The following is an 18,753-nucleotide window of genomic DNA, read 5'->3' as shown; positions in this document are numbered from 1 at the left end:
ATTAGCATAGTAATTAATTATATTGTTTAATTAATCTGTAAACTTTGTTGTTGATAAATCCTTTGCGATATAATAATGTTTTCTGACCGTTATTGTGGAGGATTTATGAAAAAAACTTTATTACTTTCGGCGCTGCTGATCACATCGGTATTTACTGCCTTTGCAGGACACGTCGATACATATGGTATCGGTTCAAAGGCGACCTCGATGGGCGGAGCAGTTGTTGCCGGTATCGACGATCCTTTCGCCGTATATTACAACCCTGCGGCAATGTCAAACATCAAACAGCCAATGCTTTCTGTGGGTACTCACCTTGTAGACCCGCACCTCACTATTAAACAATACAGAGTAAACACATCCGGCACTCTCGCAGACGATTCGTTCGGTGCAGACGGCATCAAAGACGAAGCCGACCTGCTTATCGTACCCCACATGGGTTACGTTTACCCTATCAACGACAAACTGACTTTCGGCGTGGCTTTTTACGTTCCCTACGGTCTCGACCTGAAATGGAACGCAGACGAGAACGAAAACCCCGCTGCTTACAACACATACCACTCATGGTATATGAGAGAGGTTGTAACACCTTCTCTGTCTTACAAAGTGAACGATAAACTCTCTATCGGTGCAGGCATCTCCATCGGCAAGGCGAAGGCAGGCAACGAAAGAAAAAGATACGTCCCCGAAAAGATGAAGAACTCAACTTATATGGCGGGCGTTGCACAGGCGAACGGTGTTTCTTCTGCGGATGCACCCGCTGTTGGTGCTGCTCTTGCGGCGGCATATACAGAGCTTGACGGCGCTGACATTGATATGGAATATGAGGACAACTTCAACTGGTCATATAACATCGGTGTTCTTTATAAATTCACAGATAAGCTTACTGGCGGTATAACTTACCGCAGTTATTCAAATATTGACCTTGAAGGGGATGCGGAAGTAACCCCCGAAATGGCATACTGGAAAAACGAGAATCTTGATTCCAATACGGCTGTGGACACTCCCGATTCTATCCAGTTCGGTCTTGAATACAAGGTCACTCCCAAGTTTAAAGTGGAAGCGGACATCGTGCGTACTTTCTGGAGCCGCATCGGTTCTTACACAGTGTATATGGACGACTATCTGCTCCAGTCCGAGCTTGACCCCACACTTATTCCAGGTGCGAACGAAGAGCATTTTGAGAGAAACTGGAAAGACACATGGCAGTACAGGGTAGGTGCAGAGTATCTGCTGAACGACACTGTTGCCCTTAGGGCCGGCTACTATTATGACCCCACTGTGGTTCCCGAGGACACATTCGATGTACTCTGGCCTGACTCTGACAAACACGTCTTCTCCGGCGGCGTTGGTCTTAACTTCGGTCAAGTGACAGTGGATACTGTTGTTCAGTACATCCTTGTAAAAGAGGTTACGATAGATTCCGGTTCCTCTGAAAACCTTGACGACAGCTATTCCAGACCCGGTATGCACGACGCGGATGTTTCCGCAGTTGCAGGCGGACACATCTGGAGTTTCGGTGTAACAGTTTCTTATAAATTTTAATTTAACAGGGCGCAGATTGAAGCTGCGCCCTTTCCTTTTCTCTTTTCTTTGGTAATCAAATCCAGTATCATAATTGCAAAAATGAACAGGGAGACATGTAGCTCTATGCTGTCAAGAAGGGATCTTTTAAGGATATCCTGCATCGCTGCACTTTCCGTTTCGCCTGCCGCGGCTTTCGGCGAGGTTCTGCATAAATTCAATGCCGAACCGGAGGTCAAAGACAGTCTGTTTTTCAGCAGGGATTACTTCCGCAAGATAAAGGATTTCGACCGCAGTTTTCCTGACGATTTCATGGCGTCCGCTGAAGAATTCGCACATATACGCTCCTGCCATGCCAAGATACGCTCTGTTATGAACTATGTCGGCTATGCCAACTTCAACATCATGAACTATGACGAAATGCTCAAAACGATGGGGCGGATATCAAGAATTCAGGGGCTTAACGCCAGAGAACAGAAATATGTTGAGGAGCTTTTTGCCAGAGATGCGGCAGTGTACGGTTTTTTCGGCGAAAAGGTGATGACCTCGCTCACTGACAACATAGACCGCAGCGAGATAGTCAAGATACCCAGAACCGGACATTATATATATAAGGAAGCGGTTTCCACCCACGACAAGATCATGAAGGATATGCGCAGTCTTACGCTGACATCCGGCATACGAGGTATTGTTAAGCAGCTTTATCTGTTTCTTAACAAAGCCGTTCAGACCAGAGGCAACCTTTCAATGGCTTCCCGCTCCCTTGCACCTGTGGGATATTCGTTCCATGGGGTTGGCGATTTCGATGTGGGTATCAGAAACTGGGGTGCGGACAATTTTACCGACCGCTTTGCCACCACAAAAGAATACGCAAGCCTTATACACGGCGGATATATGCGCATCCGCTATGACGAGAAGAACCCCTACGGTGTTCGCTTTGAGCCGTGGCATGTGAAAGTGGTCTGATGTCAGGATTTTACAGAACACTTGAAAGGCATGTGCTGTCGTTTTTTCAACGGCTTACACTCAGCTACAGCTATTATATAAGCAACGAACTGCGCAACCACGCGGCTGCTGCGGCATATTATATGCTTTTGTCACTTATCCCTCTGGTACTGTTCCTGTTTTATATATTTGACACCTTTCTGTCTAAATATCCGAATTTTTCTGAGGAACTGTTCTATCTCCTTTATACTTTCAATGAGAACATATCGCCTAAAATGTTTCGCGATCTTGGCATATCTGGCAGTGCAGGAAGCGCTTTGGGGATATTGGGACTTCTGAACCTTGTGTGGTCGAGCCGCCTGATACTGGTTTCCATCCAGCGGGCGTTCTTTGTGATTTTCCCCTCCGAGAACAAGCGCAATTTCGTTATGGAGAATTTTATTGCGTTTATAATACTGCCCGTTGTGTTTGCTCTGGTGCTTCTGCTTGCAGTCTTTAGTGGTCTGAAAGGGCTTATTATAGAGTATCTTACGTTTTTCAATATGACGGGAACTCTGGTTGTTCAGGGTATTTCCATAGCGTCAAGTGTCGTGGCAGTCATGATGAGTTTTATGCTGGTGTTTGCCAGCTTTAAATATATACCCGTTAAAAAACCGGACAACAAAAGCGCCGCAAAGGGCGCGGTGCTGTTCATTGTGCTTTACGGCGCGGTGAAATTCGCGGCTTTCGGGATGTTCCATCTGTTCAGCGTCAGCACGGCATACGGCATCGTCGGGTCAGTTATAGTAATACTTGTATGGGCATATTTTGTTTTCATGATATACCTCTACTGCGCTCAGTTTGTGTTCGTCTGCTACCGTGCGGATATCCTAATTCTGAATAAGCTTTTTTCCTATGAAAAACCGTCGCCTATGTTCATGCGGATGAACAGCCACCTGCTGTCAAAATTCACCAGAAAGCTGAAAGAGGGCGAAACGCTTTTTCATGAAGGGGATAAAAGTTACGACGTTTATTATATAAAGGAAGGGCGTATGCGCATCATCATCGACGGCAGGCTTGTCGGCACAGTCGGCGAAGGTGAGATATTCGGCGAGATGGCGCATATAACGCAGGAGGCGCGCAGTGCGACTTTGCAGGCGGACCGCGACACTGAACTGCTGGTGCTTTCGCCCTATGAGTTTGACGAAATAATGAAAGACAGCTACGTTCTTTCCCGCCGCGTGATGTCAACTCTTTGCGGACGGCTCAAACAGACCGATGCCGCTTTGAGCAGGCTGAATACGGAAGAATAATCATACATAAATGACCTTCCATAAGCAAAAATTCATTGACAGCGAGGGGTGTTTCACCTATAAACTTTAGTTCACCCTTATAACGTCCTAGAGGTGCGCTTAAAAATGTTTGCTACTTTGAACGACAAGCTCAACGGCGTATTCAAGAAGCTCAAGAAGCAGGTACGCCTTGATGAAAGCAATATACAGGAAGCACTTAAAATGGTGCGGATGGCTCTGCTGGAGGCGGATGTCAACTATAAAGTCGTAAAAAACTTTATAGGAAGCGTTCAGGCGAAGGCTCTGGGCGAAGAGGTTTTAAAGAGCCTCACACCGGATCAGGTCTTCATTAAGATAGTGCATGACGAGCTTGTTGAGATACTCGGCGGAAAGGACTATGATGAGGGCAAGATAAGACTGAACTCACAGCCGCCAACCGTTATCATGATGGCAGGTCTTCAGGGTTCGGGTAAAACTACGTCCGCGGGCAAGCTCGCCGGACTTCTTATGAAGCAGAAAAGAAACGTTCTGCTTGTTGCGGGCGATATTTACCGTCCAGCAGCGATAGACCAGCTTGAAACTCTGGGTAAACAGCTTAACTGCGACGTTTACTCCGACAAACAGAGCAAAGATGCCGTTAAAATTGCGTCAGACGCTCTTGCATATGCAAAAAAGACCGCGAAAGACGTGGTTATTATAGATACCGCCGGACGACTTCACATTGATGAAGAGCTGATGGCGGAACTTGTCCGTACAAAAGAGGCTGTAACCCCCGACGAAATACTCTTCGTTGCGGATGCCATGACAGGTCAGGATGCAGTAAACGTTGCCAAAAGCTTTAACGAAAGCCTTGAAGCGACAGGTATAATCCTTACCAAAATGGACGGTGATGCACGAGGCGGAGCCGCGCTTTCCATTAAGGAAGTGACAGGTAAACCTCTTAAATTCATCGGTACGGGCGAAAAAATGACTGAGTTCGAGGCGTTCTATCCCGACAGGATGGCGTCAAGAATACTCGGCATGGGCGATATCGTCACACTGGTTGAAAGAGCACAGGAATCCATTGAAGACGGCGATGCGGAAGACATGGCCGAAAAGATGGCGAAATACGGTCTCGACTTTGACGACATGCTCAAACAGTTCAAGATGATAAAGAAGATGGGCTCCCTTGAGAGCATCATGCGTATGATACCCGGACTGGGCAACGTTTCCATGGGCGACATGGACGAAAAACAGTTCAAAAAGATCGAGGCTATAATCTTCTCCATGACACGTCATGAGCGTAAGAATGCCAAGATACTCAACTCCGGCAGGAGAAAAAGGATAGCAAAGGGCAGCGGAACCTCCGTTGCCGATGTTAATAGACTGGTCAATCAGCTTAATCAGATGAACAAGATGATGAAGCAGATGAAAAAGAAACTGGGTGGCTCCAATAAGCTGAACCCTGCCATGATGAGAGATTTTCTCAAAATGAGATAACAATAATATAAGTACAAAAGTGAGGTACATTTAAGTGGCTACCAGAATCAGACTTGTAAGACTTGGACGTAAAAAAAGACCCTTCTACAGAATCGTTGTATGTGATGCTCAGGAGAGACGTAACGGTAACTTCATCGAGATCCTCGGCTATTACAACCCTATGCCCGCAGAGGCAGAAGTGAAAATAGACACCGAAAAAGCTCTGGATTGGCTGAGAAAAGGCGCACAGCCCTCTGACACAGTGAAAAACCTGCTGTCTAAACAAGGCGTTATCGCTGAGTACGCAGCATCCAAATAAGCACCGATAATTACGAGGTGAACCATGAAAGAGCTTGTTGAATTCATCGTAAAGTCTCTGGTCGATAAACCCGAGGCTGTGGAGCTTAAAGAGGTTGAAGGCGAAAAGGCCGCCATCCTCGAACTCAGGGTGGATTCCGCCGACCTCGGAAAGGTCATCGGCAAACAGGGACGCACGGCAAAGGCTATCAGAACGATAATCAATGCTTCGGGCGTTAAAAACGGAAAGAAAGTCATTCTGGAAATTCTGGACTGATTTTCCCATTTGCAGAGGAGATAAAGATTCCCTGCGGCGTGGTTCATGAAATTTATAAAGATAGGGAAACTTGTTAACACACACGGACTGGACGGGCTTCTTTTGATGCAGGTCACCACGGAAAGCCCCGAAGTTCTGGAAGAGATGCAGTACATGATGCTTTCAAAAGAGGGCAAAGTGAAAGCGTCTCTCGAAGTTGAGTATATGAAGGACTACAAGGGCATGCTCCTTGTGGGCTTCAAAGGGGTGGAGGATATAGACTCCGCTCTGAAATACAAGGGGATGGACGTTGTTCTCCCCGAAGAGATGCTCCCAGAGCTTGATGACGAAATATATTGGCACGAGCTTGAGGGGTGTACGGTGTTAGACACTGACGGAAATACGGTCGGAACGCTCATCGACTATATGGAGGCTGGAGCCGCTGAGGTTTTCAGAATTCAGGGCGACGGCGAAACCTACCTGATTTCCAATAATAAGGACCACGTTACAGAGATAAACGTGAAAGAGAAAAAACTGGTGATCAACAGAGAGGGCTTAATAAGTGAAAACGTTTAATATCCTTACGATATTTCCGGAGATGTTCACAACGCCCTTCTCGCAGGGTGTTCTGTCTAAGGCTGCGGATTCAGGCTTCTTTGCCATAAACCCCGTTGATATAAGAAGCTATACCACAGACAAACACAGGCTCACCGATGATTATCAGTACGGCGGCGGACAGGGACTTGTTATGAAGCCGGAACCTATCGTTTCCGCTGTCAGAGATCTGAAACAAAAGGATGGCGATACCCACGTCATACTCATGGACCCGAGGGGTAAGAAATTTACCCAGAAGGACGCCGAAAGGCTCCGCGAGTATGATAGCCTCACATTCATCTGCGGACGTTATGAAGGAGTGGATGAACGGGTAGTCGGTCTTTGTGTTGATGAGTCGCTCTCGCTGGGCGATTTTGTTCTGACAGGCGGCGAATTTGCCTCAATGGTTATGATAGATTCCATCGCAAGGCTTCTGCCGGGCGTTCTGGGTGATGAAAACTCGCCTCTGGAGGACTCTCACACCTCCGGAATGTTGGAGTATCCCCATTACACAAGGCCACAGGAGTTTGATGGTCAGTCGGTACCCGAAATCCTTCTATCGGGACACCACGCGGAAATTGAGAAATGGAGAAGACAGAAATCCATCGAAATAACCGCGAAGAACAGACCGGACATGCTCAAAAATGCAGATTTAAGTGCCGAAGATAAAAAATATCTTGACATGATCGCATTAAAAAAGAAAATATACGTCGCCCTTCTGCACTACCCGATGAAGGACAAGGAGAAGACAAACGTTGCAACGTCCATCACCAACATGGATCTGCACGACATCTCCAGAAGCTGCACAACGTATGACGTTAAAAAATACTTCGTTGTGACACCCCTTCAGGCTCAGCGTGAGATAGCTTCAAGAGTTATCGACCACTGGCTTAACGGTTACGGTGCAACTTACAATGTCAACCGCAAGGAGGCTTTTGAAAGGACCCGACTTTCGGAAGGACTTCTTGATGTTATAGCAGAAATCGAAAAGCTCGAAGGAGAGCGTCCGGTGGTTATCGCAACCACAGCGCGCGATTCCAGAGCAAATATCGATTTTGAAGAAACGGCGAGGCTCTCAGAAGAAAAACCGTGCCTGATTATTTTCGGCACAGGCTGGGGCTTCACCGAAGACGTTTTCAAAATGTCGGACAGGGTGCTTAAACCCATAAAGGGGGTCGGACCTTTCAACCACCTTTCGGTCAGAAGCGCCGTGGCCATAATACTTGACAGGATACATAGTTTTTAGGAGGCTCATCCATGAAAAATAAACTTATCGCTTCTGTTGAGGCGATGTTTAAAACTGAAAAAGAAACGCCTGCTTTCCGCGCCGGAGATACAGTAAGAGTTTACTTCCGTATCGTTGAGGGTAACAAAGAGCGTATTCAGGCATACGAAGGTCTTGTTATCAAGATCCACAGAAACAGCACCAACTCAACATTCACCGTCAGAAAGATGGTAGGCGACATAGGCGTTGAAAGAACTTTCCCCTATTGTTCACCCCGTATAGACAAGGTTGAACTCATCAGAACAGGTAAAGTCCGTCAGGCTAGACTGTTCTACATGAGAGACCTGCGCGGTAAAGCTGCGAGAATTAAAGAAAGAAGGAAAGGTCTTTAATTTAAAATCTGCTTGACAGTTTGTCACAGATTAAATAAATTAAAAGGCTCACATTTTTGACGAGGTTTACACATGAAAAGCTATTGGGCAAAACCCGACGAAATAGAAAAAAAATGGTACGTTCTCGACGCTAAAGGCAAAGTTCTTGGACGTATGGCTACTGAGATCGCAATGACTCTTATGGGCAAAAAGAAACCGATCTACACTCCCTCTATAGACACAGGCGACTTTGTTATCGTTATCAACGCTGACAAATTCATCGTCACAGGCGCTAAGATGGACGACAAAATGTACTACAGACACTCCGGTTACCTCGGCGGTCTTAAAGAGAGAACTCTTAAAGAACAACTTGAGAAAAAACCCGAAGATGTCATCCGTCTGGCTGTTAAGAACATGCTCCCCAAAACTAAAATGGGCAGAGCTATGATCAGCAAACTTAAAATCTATACCGGTTCCGAGCATCCTCATGCTGCTCAGAATCCCGAAGTATTCGAGATATAAGGAGACTATTGATGGCTGACTATACATACGGAACAGGCAGAAGAAAAACATCCTGTGCCAGAGTTTTCATCAAACCCGGCAAAGGTGTTGTCACTATCAACGGCAAAGAGCCCGAGGCTTACTTTGAGAGACCTACTCTTACAATGATCAGCCTCCAGCCCCTTTCCACCATCAGCGCTGAGGGCAAGTTCGACCTTTACATCACTGTTAAAGGCGGCGGCAAAAGCGGTCAGGCAGGCGCAGTTCGCCACGGTCTCGCAAGAGCACTTTGCGAATTCGATGCTACTAACCGTCCCGCACTGAAAAAAGAAGGTTTCCTTACCAGAGACTCAAGAGCAGTTGAACGTAAGAAACCCGGTAAACCGAAAGCGAGAAAATCTTCTCAGTTCTCAAAACGTTAAATTCAAGGGTCTGCTTTTGCAGACCCTTTTTTTTATCCTTTATATACATCGCATAACTTCGTTCTTTGCTCGAAAATTCTGCTCATATACGTTCGTGTGCACTTCGGGAATTTTATCACAAGCGCCTCTTTCTGCTCGTATCAAAAGACTAAAGATTGCTCCTATCTTTGGCAAAGATGGGCTGGGGCTGATTTTTACATTTTCTCCCGTCTCTGCGAGGGCTTCAGCCCGAAGCACAGTCTCATCCCTTCAGAATGTTATAACCTTTCCGCTGTTAATGACAAGTTCAGCCAATTCGTTCATTGTGCTTTTTACATCCGGTGAGAAATATGGTTCATTTTTGTGTATACCGCATCTTGCCTGACATGTGCCGCATACTTTGAGAACTAGTCCTTTGCTTATCAGTTCTTTAAGCATGGCTACAAGGTCTGTGTCATAATAGTCAGGTTTAACCGTTTTATCCCTTGCCAAATCAACCGAATCGTTCATCAGAAAAATGCAGACTTTGCACTCTTTCTGTAATAGAGTGTTTGCCAGACGGAGTGCGTTCCATGTTTTATCACTTCCGTCATAAGGGTTTCCGTTAAGAATCATGAGTATGTCCATACTGTTCCTCTAGTTGCATATTTAGCTAAATTGCTAAGTAATTTTACACTGACATATTATATTAGGCAAGGAGATTTATGAGCAATTCAGTCAGATACGCCAAGGTGTTTAAGGCTCTTGGGAATACAACGAGGCTTTCCATTATGCTGAAAGTTTTGAAATCGCCATATGTTTGCAATGCAGACACATCAGCAGAAAATACGGATATTATAAGTCAGGCGACATGCGTAGGTACGATAGCTGCAGAGTTTAATTACAGTTTGCCGACAATATCGAGACATCTGAAAGAACTCAAAGATTCAGGATTGATCAAAATGTATAAGTCAGGCAACCGGATATTTGTTGAACCGGATATGGATACTCTATGCGGAGTCAAAGAATTCATTAATACATTATAGCTGACCGGCTACTATTATGCATACGCAGACGATAAGAACGATGTTTATCAATGTTCTGAAGACTCTGTCAGGAAAAGCCGCTGAAAATCTTTTTCCTATCAAGCCGCCGGAAACAGCACCAATGCCTCCTGCGACACCGGATAGGAGAATATTACTGTTGATGATACCGAAAAAGACGTACCCTGATATTACAGTTACCAGAGATATCAGATTCAAGATATTAGATGCTGCTTTATCATCTGTAGCTGTAGCTGGCGGCAATGGGCTGATGCCGAAAAATCCGGTTACGAAATATGAGGGCAGACTGCCTCTGTTAAGTCTCACGCCAAGTGCCAGATGAGATATGTAGAACAACAGAAGAAGAACGGAATATATGAGTGCATCCGTTACAGAATATAGCCACACGCTCAGGAAAGCGCAGACAAAAACCTTAGCCAGCGATTTTTTGAGCTTTGTAGGATCAGCATTATGTAGGTGTCTCAGAGTGTTGAACATGTTGCTGAAGAACATTGCTATGACTGTAACAGGTGCCATTGTTTCCGCAGGCAGAAAGAGAAAAGACAAGGGCAGAAAGATAAGCGAACCGCTGCCGCCGGACAACACAGCCGTAAACCATGCAAAAACGCCTGTAAGAAATATCAGGAAAATATCCAGTTCCATAGCTTTCAGATATCAGAATAATAACGTATGAACAACGTTAATAATGAAAAGAAGGTTAAGGGTGATCAGAGATCGAATAGTTGCTCATTTCTAATGTTGAGGTATAATATATTTTGGGAGGAGAGAATGAACTCACCAAGTGAAAAGGCGGAAAGGCTTGTTAAACGTTTAAAGCGCAGACCCATTCTGCTCATTGGGCTTTTGGCTCTTACAGCCGTGATGGTGAACGTAGTTCTCTTCGTTTACATTCAGTATATCGCCGAAGTGAATTCGGCAAAGCATTTTATAGAGGCTCAGCGCAAAATAGTGTCATCCGATCTTGAAAAATATCTTGAGGATGACAATTCCTTCGGAATCTTTACACTTATCACCCGTCTGACCGATGCAGTACCCCATCTGGACAACATCGCCGTTTACAATTCTGACGGACTTTACATGGCGGACGGAAAGGTTGACAGAGACAGCCTGACACCGGATGTCAATAACATCGTTTTCCGTATACCTTTAACGGATAAACTCGGCAAGCATATAGGAACTATGGAGTTTTTTATCAGCAGAGTTTCCATCGTTAAAGTGATTGTTACGAACATCAGCAGTCTTATTCTCTTGAATCTGCTGATTATAGTTTCGGCTCTTCTCACCGGACTGTATCTCAGTCAGCGCATGACAAAACCCATCAGTGATTATTCCAAACTGCACGAAGAGAACAGGCAGAAGCACGAGACCCGTATGGAGAACCTTTCGTTCGGACTGGCGCAGGAACTTGCGGAACCGATAGACGAGATAAACCGTATCGTTGACAGCCTTGAGAGGCAGGGACACCGCCATGCGGACATCATGTCCATCCGTAATGAAACTTTTAAGCTCGGGGAGAGAATAGGGGAGTTTGTGGAATACTCTCTTCCCGTTAAAATAACGGCATCAAAAGTGACATTGGCAGAACTCGGCGACTACATCCGCCGTAAAGCATCCAGATACATACAGAAAAACCTTATAACTGCCGTGCATTATGCCGACGATGTAAAAGTGACTGTGGACAGGTCGAAGATAGGCAAGATAGTTACCGTTCTTTTGAGCAATTCCCTTGATGCGGGAGCAAAAAACGCAGTGATAAATCTGAACGTTGTGAAGAAGGGGATCGAACTGATTTACAACGACGACGGAAAGGGTTTCGGCGATGCCGATATGGATAAGATATTTCAGCCGTATTATACGACCAAAGCTGACGGTTCCGGTCTGGGGCTTGCCGTGTGCGCCGCGATAGCGGAGGCAATGTCCGCGGAGATAACGGCATCTGACGGAGAAGAGGGCGGCGCGAGATTCCGCATCGTGATCCCCTGTGAGGTCACCGACTTAGTTTGACCGCGTTTACGATATTCTCAAAATCCTGCTCTGTCAGGCATAGCGGTTTTTTAAACTCTATCCTGTTTTCGTCTATCTTGTAACGGATGCCTCTGTATCTGTCGCGCAGGAGGTTTTCCGCCCGCTCAACAGTGTCCATCCGTTCGGAATCTATAGGCAGTGTAAGCCTTGTCGCCTTGCATGATTCGTCGTGAAAATCTATGCCCAGAGCCTTTACTTTTTCCAGAGTAAAACTTTTTCCAAGTCCAAGATCGCGCAGAGGTGATACCACGCCTGTTTCTGCCAGCGCACGGAAGCCCGGTCTGTTTGCCGGGTCGTCGTCGATGTTCGTGCCGTCGAATATAACGGCTGTTCCTGCGTATTCAGCAATTTTTGCCAGCACCGCTTTCTTACAATGGTAGCATCTGTCAGGAGTGTTTTCGTAGAACACGGCAGGTATTACAGCGGGTGCTGTAATATGCTCGACACCAAGTTTCGCGGCTATCTCCGCCGCTTTTTGTATTTCATATTCAAAGACGTGTCCGCCGATGCATGTGAACGCTTTAACGTTCTTTGCACCCATGTTCTCTGCCGCCAGCATGAGAACCGCCGCACTGTCCGCGCCGCCGCTGAGAGCGACATAAGCCTGTTTGAACCTATTAAAATACGTTTCCAATCAATCCCCCGCCTATAACTACATCGTCTTTGTAAATGCACGCCACCTGTCCCGGTGTCGGTGCAAATTCCGGCGTGTCGAACAGGATGGTTGCCGTGTTCGATGGCTGTATTTCCACCATGCATCCAACCGGTTCCATTCTGTAGCGGATTTTGACCTCTGCGGAAAAAATCCTGTCGTGGTCGGCAGGGTATTCCATGTCGGTGAGCTTCACGCCTCTGCCTGTGACCTCTTCCTTGTCGGAAAGGATAATATCACCCGTTTTGGGGTCTATGGATTTAACGAAAAGCGGTTCGTGATAACCGATTTCCAGTCCGCGTCTCTGTCCGACTGTGTAGTAAATGATTCCTTTATGTTCTTTAAGTCTTTGTCCGTCTTTGATGAACCAGCCTTTTTTGATTGTGGAGGGGTCTATATGTTTTTCAAGATAATCGCCGTAATCGCCGCCCATGAGGAAGCAGATGTCCTGACTCTCCTTTTTCTCCGCAACAGAAAGCCCCAGCTCCGCCGCTTTCGCCTTAACGTCTGCTTTTGCCATTTCGCCCAGAGGGAACTCAACCACGTCTATCTGACACTGGCGGAGCAGTGAAAGATAATACGACTGGTCTTTTGACTGGTCGGCACCTTTCGCGATACGCAGGTTTTCGCCGTACATCACTTTTTTTGCATAGTGACCTGTGGCTATCTTTTCGGAGCAGGTGGATTTCATCTCACGGAACAGATAATTAAGTTTGGCGTTCCTGTTGCACCATGCGCAGGGGTTGGGAGTTTTGCCCAGCTTATAAGTTCTTATGAAATAGGAGATAACATCCTCTTTAAAGAACTGGGTATAGTCCGCCGCATACCACGGCACGCCGAGTTCTTTCGCCGCTTTTTCGCCGTCGGCAAGAGCCTGTTCCTGTCCTTCAAAAAACTTTATGGTGACGCCCTGAACATCGTATCCCTGTTCTTTCATGATGTGGGCTGTGAGGGTGCTGTCAACTCCGCCGCTCATTGCGACCAGAACTTTCGTTTTCAATTGATGCTCCGTTTTTGATGTATGGACTAACATAGTTCAGTAGCGGGCTTTTTTCAACAGCGGATGTTTGACTTATTTCTATTTTATAGTATGTTAATGAAATTGGGAGAGTTTATAATGATTAAAGTGGTTTTCTTTGATTTTGGCGGAGTTATAGCGGACGAGGGCTGGGTTCATGGTTTAACAGACATCGCCAATCACCATGGCTTTTCGCCGGATAAATTTTTTAATGATGCATGTGACGTTCTCTGGAGTACCGGATACATGTACGGACGTGCGGACGAGGCGACGTTCTGGCTTAAACTGGGCGAAAGGTACGAATTCAGAATGTCTGTGGACGAGATGCGCAATGTCATTTTCAGCAGGTTCACCATGCGCCCTAAGGTGCTGGAGCTTATAAAACGTGTTGGAGAGGCTGGATACCGCACGGCGATACTAAGCGATCAGACCAACTGGCTTGAGGAGTTTGACGACAGGTTCGACTTTTTCAAACTGTTCGAGCGGGTTTTTAATTCATATAACCTCGGAACGGGAAAGAAATTTCCGGAAGTTTTTCCGCTGGTATGCAGAGAGATGGGCATAGAGCCGCAGGAGGCTCTTTTCGTTGACGACAACGAAGGGCATATCGGGCGTGCAAAGGACTGCGGACTGAACACAGTGTTATTTACCGACCCCGACAGAGGAGTAGCGGAGATAGAAAAACTGATTAATGTTTAAGGAGGATATGCATGTTTAAACCGGATAAGCAGACTACGGCTTTGGTTGTCATCGACATTCAGGAAAGACTTGTTAAGGCTATGGACGAGGGTGTTCTCAGAAAAATAACCGACAATACCGCAAGGCTCATTAAGGGTGCGAATGTTCTCGGGATCAAAACGCTTGTCACCCAGCAGTACACCAAAGGGCTTGGAGCGACAATACCGGAGCTTGCGGAACATCTGAATTGCGAAGCCATAGAGAAGACCTCTTTCTCATGCTGCGGGGAACTGAGCTTCGTAGACCAGCTTAAAACGGCGGGCATAGATACGGTTGTCCTGTGCGGCATGGAAACCCACGTCTGTGTTTTGCAAACTGCTCTCGATCTGCTTCAGGCAGGTTACAAAGTGCATGTGGCAGCTGATGCCGTATGCTCACGGGCAAAATTCAACTGGAAGACCGCTCTTCGGTATATGGAGCAGGCTGGCGCTGTGATAACCGTTACAGAAACTGTTCTGTTCCAGCTTGTCGGCGGAGCAGGGCGGGACGGATTTAAAGAGATATCAGGGCTTGTAAAATAGATTTTGGGCGGGCAGAGGCACGGAAACCTCTGCCCTTTTTGCGTGCTTAGTTAGGTTGAACTTCCGTTTGTACGGGTTGTTGGGTTGTTTGTTCTGTCTTTGCGGAGTCAGCTTTTGCGTCGGGTTTAACTTCTGTTGTTGTTTCCTGTTTAACTGTTGTGTCGGACTTTTCTGAGTCGTCTGCTGCTAATGCAGAAACGGATGCAAGCATAAGAGCCGCTGCGAACACGAATGTGATAAGTTTTTTCATTGGTCTCTCTCCTTGTTGTTGATTGCTCGCTTCTATAAAGCAGATTGCGTGCCATATTGCTTGTTTCAGGTAAAATGCTTATAAATAAGTTTATTTTGTTTAATGCATATCAAGCTTGCATATACCCGTTTTGTATGGATTTTCATTCACTTTTTCGGGAGTCATTTGTTATCAATCGGTTAAAATGCAGGGATTTTCCTACACCTAAAACAGGATGAAAAAACGTAAATTGCTTTATCTATGTGATGCTTATTTTTTACATGTTGCGTATTGAATGTAGTTAATACAGGTGCTAAACTGCATTTATGAAACTGAACGGAATATTTGCGCGTCTTATAATTACAAATTTCATTCCGCTGGTCTTTCTTTCGATGTTCATGTCGTTTATTTTCTTTAATATACAGAAACTTGACCGCCTGATGAAACAGATTACGCTGGTTGAGATACCTGTTATTGAGAAAACGGACAGACTGAGCGGTATCATTCTGCGTCAGATAGAATTCAGAGAGAAATACATCATATCGGCGGATACTGACTTCCTGCGCCAGTATGAAGAATACACAGATTCTTTCCGCAAAGTGCTTGCGGAGCTCGACGCCGTTGCGGCAGGCGAACGTAAACTGCAGGCACTGGCGAAGCTCAGGACCGCTTATAATGAATATTTCCAGGCGGAGAAGGTGTATATAAGAAACGGCGGCAAAGGATCGTATGTGCCGTCAGTAAACAGTGTTTCTGCGGCGCTTGAAGATCTGAGGGGTGTTGCCGCCTCAAAACGTGAAAAGGCTCTGAAAACGTCAGGCAAGCTTGTTGAACAGGTAAGAACAGAGATATTCGTATTTATTGTAACCGGCGGAGTTCTCATAGTCTGCCTTGCTTATCTGAACACCAGAAGTATCGCGCTCCCCATCAGAAAACTGAGTGAAAATACCCGCAGGGTTGCCCAAGGCAAATACCCTGACCACATCGGCACGGGCGGTCCGTCAGAGATACGCAGGCTTTCGGAGGATTTCGGCACGATGGTGCGCCGGCTGAAAGAGAGCGACGAACTGCGGACAGAGTTTATAGGCAACGTTTCCCATGAACTGCGGACGCCGCTCACATCTATATACGAGGCTTCCTCAATGCTTAAAGAGGATTATTTTATTAACGACAGAGAGAGTTCCGAAAGACTGCTGAACATCATAGAAACCGAAAGCAAACGGATGATAAATTCCGTCAGCAATATATTGGAGATCACGAGGCTGGACATAGAGCAGGATTCATACAACATAGCACCTGTGGACATCGGGCGTGCAGCAGTTTCATCCATAGAGAAAACAGCGCCCATAGCGGCGGGGCGGGGTATTGCGGTGGTTTCGGACATTGCACCCGACCTGATGGTTTATGCGGATGAGGAGAAACTTTCGCTGGTGTTTGTGAATCTGATAGGAAACGCGCTGAAATATTCCGGCGACGGCTCTTTTGTTAAGGTTACGGCTGAGCGCAAAGACTCATTGCTGACCGTTTGCGTTTCCGACAACGGAACGGGGATAGATTCTGAAGAGCTTTCGCTGATATTTGAACGATACAGGCAGGGGAGCAACCGTTCCACTGAGTATAAAGGCACAGGACTGGGGCTTGCCATATGCAGGAAGATAATAGAAAAACACGGAGGCACTATATGGGCGGAAAGTCAGAAGGGCTGCGGAAGCAGATTTTTCTTTACACTGCGCTGTGTCTGACGTTTGTCTGCTGCGGATGCGCCTTCACAGGGACAGGGGACGGCGGCTTCGCGGAGCATTACGGCAAAGGGGAGTGCGGACGGGCATACGACGCTCTTGAAACATTAAAAAGAGCTTTGGACGACCGCGATCTGTTAGGCTATGTCATTCTGTTCTCGGACAAAAACTGCGGCTGTTTTGACGCCGAACTGGCGGCAGCTTATTACGGCAGGATGAAAAGCATCTATCCCGACAGTCAGTATACCGCATATGCCGGACACATCATGAGCCTCTTTGAAAATGGCGTGAACGAAGAAAAAAAAGAACGCCGAACTGATGGACGCTCTTGAGCTGGGACGGAAGAAGCTTCAGGAGACAGAAGCCCAGAATAAAAAACTGGCAGAATCTCTGAAAGCATCGGAAGAGGACAATAAAAAAATTTCTGAAGAAAATAAAGAACTAAACGAGCGTATAAAAGCTCTTAATAAAGAAAACGATAGCATCAGGCATCAGCTTGAGAAGATGAAAGAAGTCGATATGAAAATAGGCGGGAAGATAATTGGCAAATAGCAATCCGAAAGTGCTTATAGTTGACGACGACAGAAGCCTGCTCGAAATATTGCGGATGAGGTTCGGCAGCAGCGGATACACTCCTTTTGCCGCGGACAGCAGTGCCGAAGCGATAGAGCTGGTCAGAAACGATATATTCGACGCAGCCGTCTTTGACATGCGCATCGACGGAAGAACAGGACTGGAACTTATGCGCGAAATAAGAAATCTGGACTGGGGGCTGCCTGTTATTTTTCTCACCGCATACGGAACTATCGGCGACGCTGTTCAGGCTATGCAGGAGGGCGCGTTCAGCTATCTGACCAAGCCTTTCAATCATAAGGAACTGATGGTTAAGGTAGATAACGCCATAAGCCAGAACGCATCATCCCGAAGACTGCTCAGGGCGGGAGCGGGTGAAAACCATTCTGTAATGGCGGAAACCATCATCGGTGTTTCGGAAAAGACGAAAACCCTTCGCGAGCGTATTGCAATTGCCGCCGAGAGTGACGCAAGCGTATTTATATATGGCGAAAGCGGCACAGGAAAGGAACTTACCGCAAGGATGCTGCATGAATCCGGCAGCAGAAAAAATGCTCCTTTCGTGGCTGTCAACTCGTCAGCTATTCCCGAAACACTCATCGAAAGTGAGCTTTTCGGGTATGAAAAGGGTGCTTTTACCGGTGCCGACAGGAAAAAGAAAGGTTTTTTTGAACAGGCGCAGAACGGAACGATCTTCCTTGACGAGATATCCGAGATGCCTTTTGCCATGCAGACGAAACTTCTGCGGGTTCTTGAAAACAGAGAGATCTCGCCGCTCGGCAGCGAAAGAACGGTCAAACTTGATTTCAGACTGGTTTCGGCATCGAATAAGGATCTTCTGGCACTGATAGACAAAAAAGAGTTTCGCGCCGACCTGTTTTACAGGATACATGTGGTTCAGATAGAGCTTCCACCACTGCGAGACCGCAAAGAGGATATTCCTCTGCTCAGCGGACATTTCATAAAGAAATATGCCGGGCGGTATGGACGCGCCGTGCGCTCACTTTCGCAGGATGCTCTTGAAAAGCTTATGGATTATGACTGGGCGGGGAACATACGCGAGCTTGAAAACGTTATCGAGTGTGCGGTGGTGCTTGCACCGAAAGATATCATAAAGGCGGACATGATACGGTTTGCGCAGAATCCTGATAAACATGCACAGGTATACAGGGAAGCGAAAAAACAGTTTGAGGAAGTTTTTCTGCGTCAGCTCATGGGAAAAACAAAGGGAAATATCAGCAAGGCATCAAAACTTTCAGACATATACAGAGCCGATCTTTACGACCTTCTCAAAAAACATTCTATCAATCCTGCCGATTTCAGATAAAAAAAGCGGAGCTTTCGCTCCGCTTCAGACTGATGACAAAGTTGAAAA

Annotated in this window: 24 protein-coding genes; 19 read left to right on the top strand and 5 right to left on the bottom strand. The window is 46.4% G+C overall.

The window, feature by feature from the left end:
* The first annotated feature begins 105 nt into the window (after window positions 1–105).
* From LRY47_RS11680 to rpsI, 11 genes are all read left to right on the top strand, one after another.
* Window positions 106–1,542 carry an OmpP1/FadL family transporter gene (locus LRY47_RS11680; protein WP_295225627.1) on the top strand — a complete coding sequence of 479 codons (1,437 nt, stop codon included), beginning with the start codon at window positions 106–108 and terminating at the stop codon, window positions 1,540–1,542.
* Window positions 1,543–1,647: 105 nt separating this feature from the next.
* Entirely contained in the window at window positions 1,648–2,487 is an 840-nt protein-coding gene (locus LRY47_RS11675; protein ID WP_295225626.1) for a M15 family metallopeptidase, read from the top strand.
* A complete protein-coding gene (locus LRY47_RS11670; protein WP_295225624.1) occupies window positions 2,487–3,758 on the top strand; it encodes a YhjD/YihY/BrkB family envelope integrity protein in 1,272 nt (423 codons plus the stop codon). The genes LRY47_RS11675 and LRY47_RS11670 overlap by 1 nt, the downstream gene beginning before the upstream one ends.
* A 105-nt stretch (window positions 3,759–3,863) precedes the next feature.
* On the top strand, window positions 3,864–5,216 hold the full coding sequence (gene ffh / locus LRY47_RS11665) for a signal recognition particle protein (RefSeq protein ID WP_295225622.1): 1,353 nt from the start codon (window positions 3,864–3,866) through the stop codon (window positions 5,214–5,216).
* Between the two features lie 34 nt (window positions 5,217–5,250).
* Complete coding sequence (gene rpsP / locus LRY47_RS11660) at window positions 5,251–5,514, top strand: 30S ribosomal protein S16 (protein ID WP_295225620.1); 264 nt, start codon at window positions 5,251–5,253, stop codon at window positions 5,512–5,514.
* A 24-nt stretch (window positions 5,515–5,538) separates the two neighbouring features.
* Complete coding sequence (locus tag LRY47_RS11655; RefSeq protein ID WP_295225618.1) at window positions 5,539–5,769, top strand: KH domain-containing protein; 231 nt, start codon at window positions 5,539–5,541, stop codon at window positions 5,767–5,769.
* A gap of 45 nt (window positions 5,770–5,814) precedes the next feature.
* Window positions 5,815–6,324, top strand: coding sequence for a ribosome maturation factor RimM (gene rimM, locus LRY47_RS11650; protein WP_295225616.1), 510 nt, complete (start codon window positions 5,815–5,817; stop codon window positions 6,322–6,324).
* Window positions 6,311–7,588, top strand: a complete 1,278-nt coding sequence (gene trmD, locus LRY47_RS11645) for a tRNA (guanosine(37)-N1)-methyltransferase TrmD (protein ID WP_295225614.1) — start codon at window positions 6,311–6,313, stop codon at window positions 7,586–7,588. Before rimM ends, trmD begins: the two co-directional genes overlap by 14 nt.
* An 11-nt stretch (window positions 7,589–7,599) precedes the next feature.
* Window positions 7,600–7,959, top strand: coding sequence for a 50S ribosomal protein L19 (rplS, locus tag LRY47_RS11640; protein ID WP_295225612.1), 360 nt, complete (start codon window positions 7,600–7,602; stop codon window positions 7,957–7,959).
* 72 nt (window positions 7,960–8,031) lie between these two features.
* Window positions 8,032–8,460 (top strand): 50S ribosomal protein L13, encoded by a 429-nt coding sequence (rplM, locus tag LRY47_RS11635; RefSeq protein ID WP_295225610.1) that lies wholly within the window; start codon window positions 8,032–8,034, stop codon window positions 8,458–8,460.
* 11 nt (window positions 8,461–8,471) lie between these two features.
* A complete protein-coding gene (gene rpsI, locus LRY47_RS11630; protein ID WP_295225608.1) occupies window positions 8,472–8,861 on the top strand; it encodes a 30S ribosomal protein S9 in 390 nt (129 codons plus the stop codon).
* 249 nt (window positions 8,862–9,110) lie between these two features.
* Here the strand turns inward: rpsI and LRY47_RS11625 are convergent, their stop codons facing one another.
* Window positions 9,111–9,467: a DsrE family protein gene (locus LRY47_RS11625; RefSeq protein WP_295225606.1), complete on the bottom strand. Its 357-nt coding sequence runs from the start codon at window positions 9,465–9,467 to the stop codon at window positions 9,111–9,113.
* 77 nt (window positions 9,468–9,544) lie between these two features.
* Here LRY47_RS11625 and LRY47_RS11620 point away from each other — a divergent pair, with 77 nt between their 5' ends.
* The gene (locus tag LRY47_RS11620) at window positions 9,545–9,865 is read left to right on the top strand and encodes a metalloregulator ArsR/SmtB family transcription factor (RefSeq protein WP_295225603.1); all 321 of its coding nucleotides are present in this window, start codon (window positions 9,545–9,547) and stop codon (window positions 9,863–9,865) included.
* On the opposite strand, the gene LRY47_RS11615 is transcribed toward LRY47_RS11620, so the two are convergent.
* A complete protein-coding gene (locus tag LRY47_RS11615) occupies window positions 9,860–10,525 on the bottom strand; it encodes a sulfite exporter TauE/SafE family protein (protein WP_295225600.1) in 666 nt (221 codons plus the stop codon). The two genes, LRY47_RS11620 and LRY47_RS11615, sit on opposite strands and share 6 nt — an antisense overlap.
* A gap of 126 nt (window positions 10,526–10,651) precedes the next feature.
* On the opposite strand from LRY47_RS11615, the gene LRY47_RS11610 reads away from it, so the two are divergent.
* The gene (locus LRY47_RS11610; protein ID WP_295225598.1) at window positions 10,652–11,887 is read left to right on the top strand and encodes a HAMP domain-containing sensor histidine kinase; all 1,236 of its coding nucleotides are present in this window, start codon (window positions 10,652–10,654) and stop codon (window positions 11,885–11,887) included.
* On the opposite strand, the gene LRY47_RS11605 is transcribed toward LRY47_RS11610, so the two are convergent.
* Both LRY47_RS11605 and mnmA read right to left on the bottom strand, forming a co-directional pair.
* The gene (locus LRY47_RS11605) at window positions 11,871–12,542 is read right to left on the bottom strand and encodes an asparagine synthase-related protein (protein WP_295225596.1); all 672 of its coding nucleotides are present in this window, start codon (window positions 12,540–12,542) and stop codon (window positions 11,871–11,873) included. The two genes, LRY47_RS11610 and LRY47_RS11605, sit on opposite strands and share 17 nt — an antisense overlap.
* Window positions 12,526–13,560, bottom strand: coding sequence for a tRNA 2-thiouridine(34) synthase MnmA (gene mnmA / locus LRY47_RS11600; protein WP_295225593.1), 1,035 nt, complete (start codon window positions 13,558–13,560; stop codon window positions 12,526–12,528). Before mnmA ends, LRY47_RS11605 begins: the two co-directional genes overlap by 17 nt.
* Window positions 13,561–13,677: 117 nt before the next feature.
* On the opposite strand from mnmA, the gene LRY47_RS11595 reads away from it, so the two are divergent.
* Together LRY47_RS11595 and LRY47_RS11590 are read left to right on the top strand one after the other, a co-directional pair.
* Entirely contained in the window at window positions 13,678–14,277 is a 600-nt protein-coding gene (locus tag LRY47_RS11595; RefSeq protein WP_295225590.1) for an HAD family phosphatase, read from the top strand.
* Window positions 14,278–14,288: 11 nt separating this feature from the next.
* Entirely contained in the window at window positions 14,289–14,837 is a 549-nt protein-coding gene (locus LRY47_RS11590) for a hydrolase (RefSeq protein WP_295225588.1), read from the top strand.
* A 46-nt stretch (window positions 14,838–14,883) separates the two neighbouring features.
* Here LRY47_RS11590 and LRY47_RS11585 read toward each other — a convergent pair whose 3' ends face one another.
* Complete coding sequence (locus LRY47_RS11585; protein WP_295225585.1) at window positions 14,884–15,087, bottom strand: hypothetical protein; 204 nt, start codon at window positions 15,085–15,087, stop codon at window positions 14,884–14,886.
* Window positions 15,088–15,392: 305 nt separating this feature from the next.
* Between LRY47_RS11585 and LRY47_RS11580 the strand changes: the two genes are divergently transcribed.
* The 4 genes from LRY47_RS11580 to LRY47_RS11565 are packed head-to-tail and all read left to right on the top strand — an operon-like array spanning window position 15,393 to window position 18,705.
* Window positions 15,393–16,808, top strand: a complete 1,416-nt coding sequence (locus LRY47_RS11580; RefSeq protein WP_295225584.1) for an ATP-binding protein — start codon at window positions 15,393–15,395, stop codon at window positions 16,806–16,808.
* Window positions 16,748–17,137 (top strand): hypothetical protein, encoded by a 390-nt coding sequence (locus LRY47_RS11575; protein WP_295225582.1) that lies wholly within the window; start codon window positions 16,748–16,750, stop codon window positions 17,135–17,137. Before LRY47_RS11580 ends, LRY47_RS11575 begins: the two co-directional genes overlap by 61 nt.
* The gene (locus tag LRY47_RS11570; RefSeq protein ID WP_295225579.1) at window positions 17,124–17,357 is read left to right on the top strand and encodes a hypothetical protein; all 234 of its coding nucleotides are present in this window, start codon (window positions 17,124–17,126) and stop codon (window positions 17,355–17,357) included. The genes LRY47_RS11575 and LRY47_RS11570 overlap by 14 nt, the downstream gene beginning before the upstream one ends.
* Window positions 17,347–18,705 carry a sigma-54 dependent transcriptional regulator gene (locus tag LRY47_RS11565; protein ID WP_295225577.1) on the top strand — a complete coding sequence of 453 codons (1,359 nt, stop codon included), beginning with the start codon at window positions 17,347–17,349 and terminating at the stop codon, window positions 18,703–18,705. Before LRY47_RS11570 ends, LRY47_RS11565 begins: the two co-directional genes overlap by 11 nt.
* The last annotated feature ends 48 nt before the right edge of the window (window positions 18,706–18,753 follow it).

This window comes from Seleniivibrio sp., from assembly GCF_021209385.1.
Lineage (GTDB): Bacteria > Chrysiogenota > Deferribacteres > Deferribacterales > Geovibrionaceae > Seleniivibrio.
The sequence above is the reverse complement of the archived record's forward strand: the minus strand, read 5'-3'. Positions and strand labels throughout refer to the sequence as shown.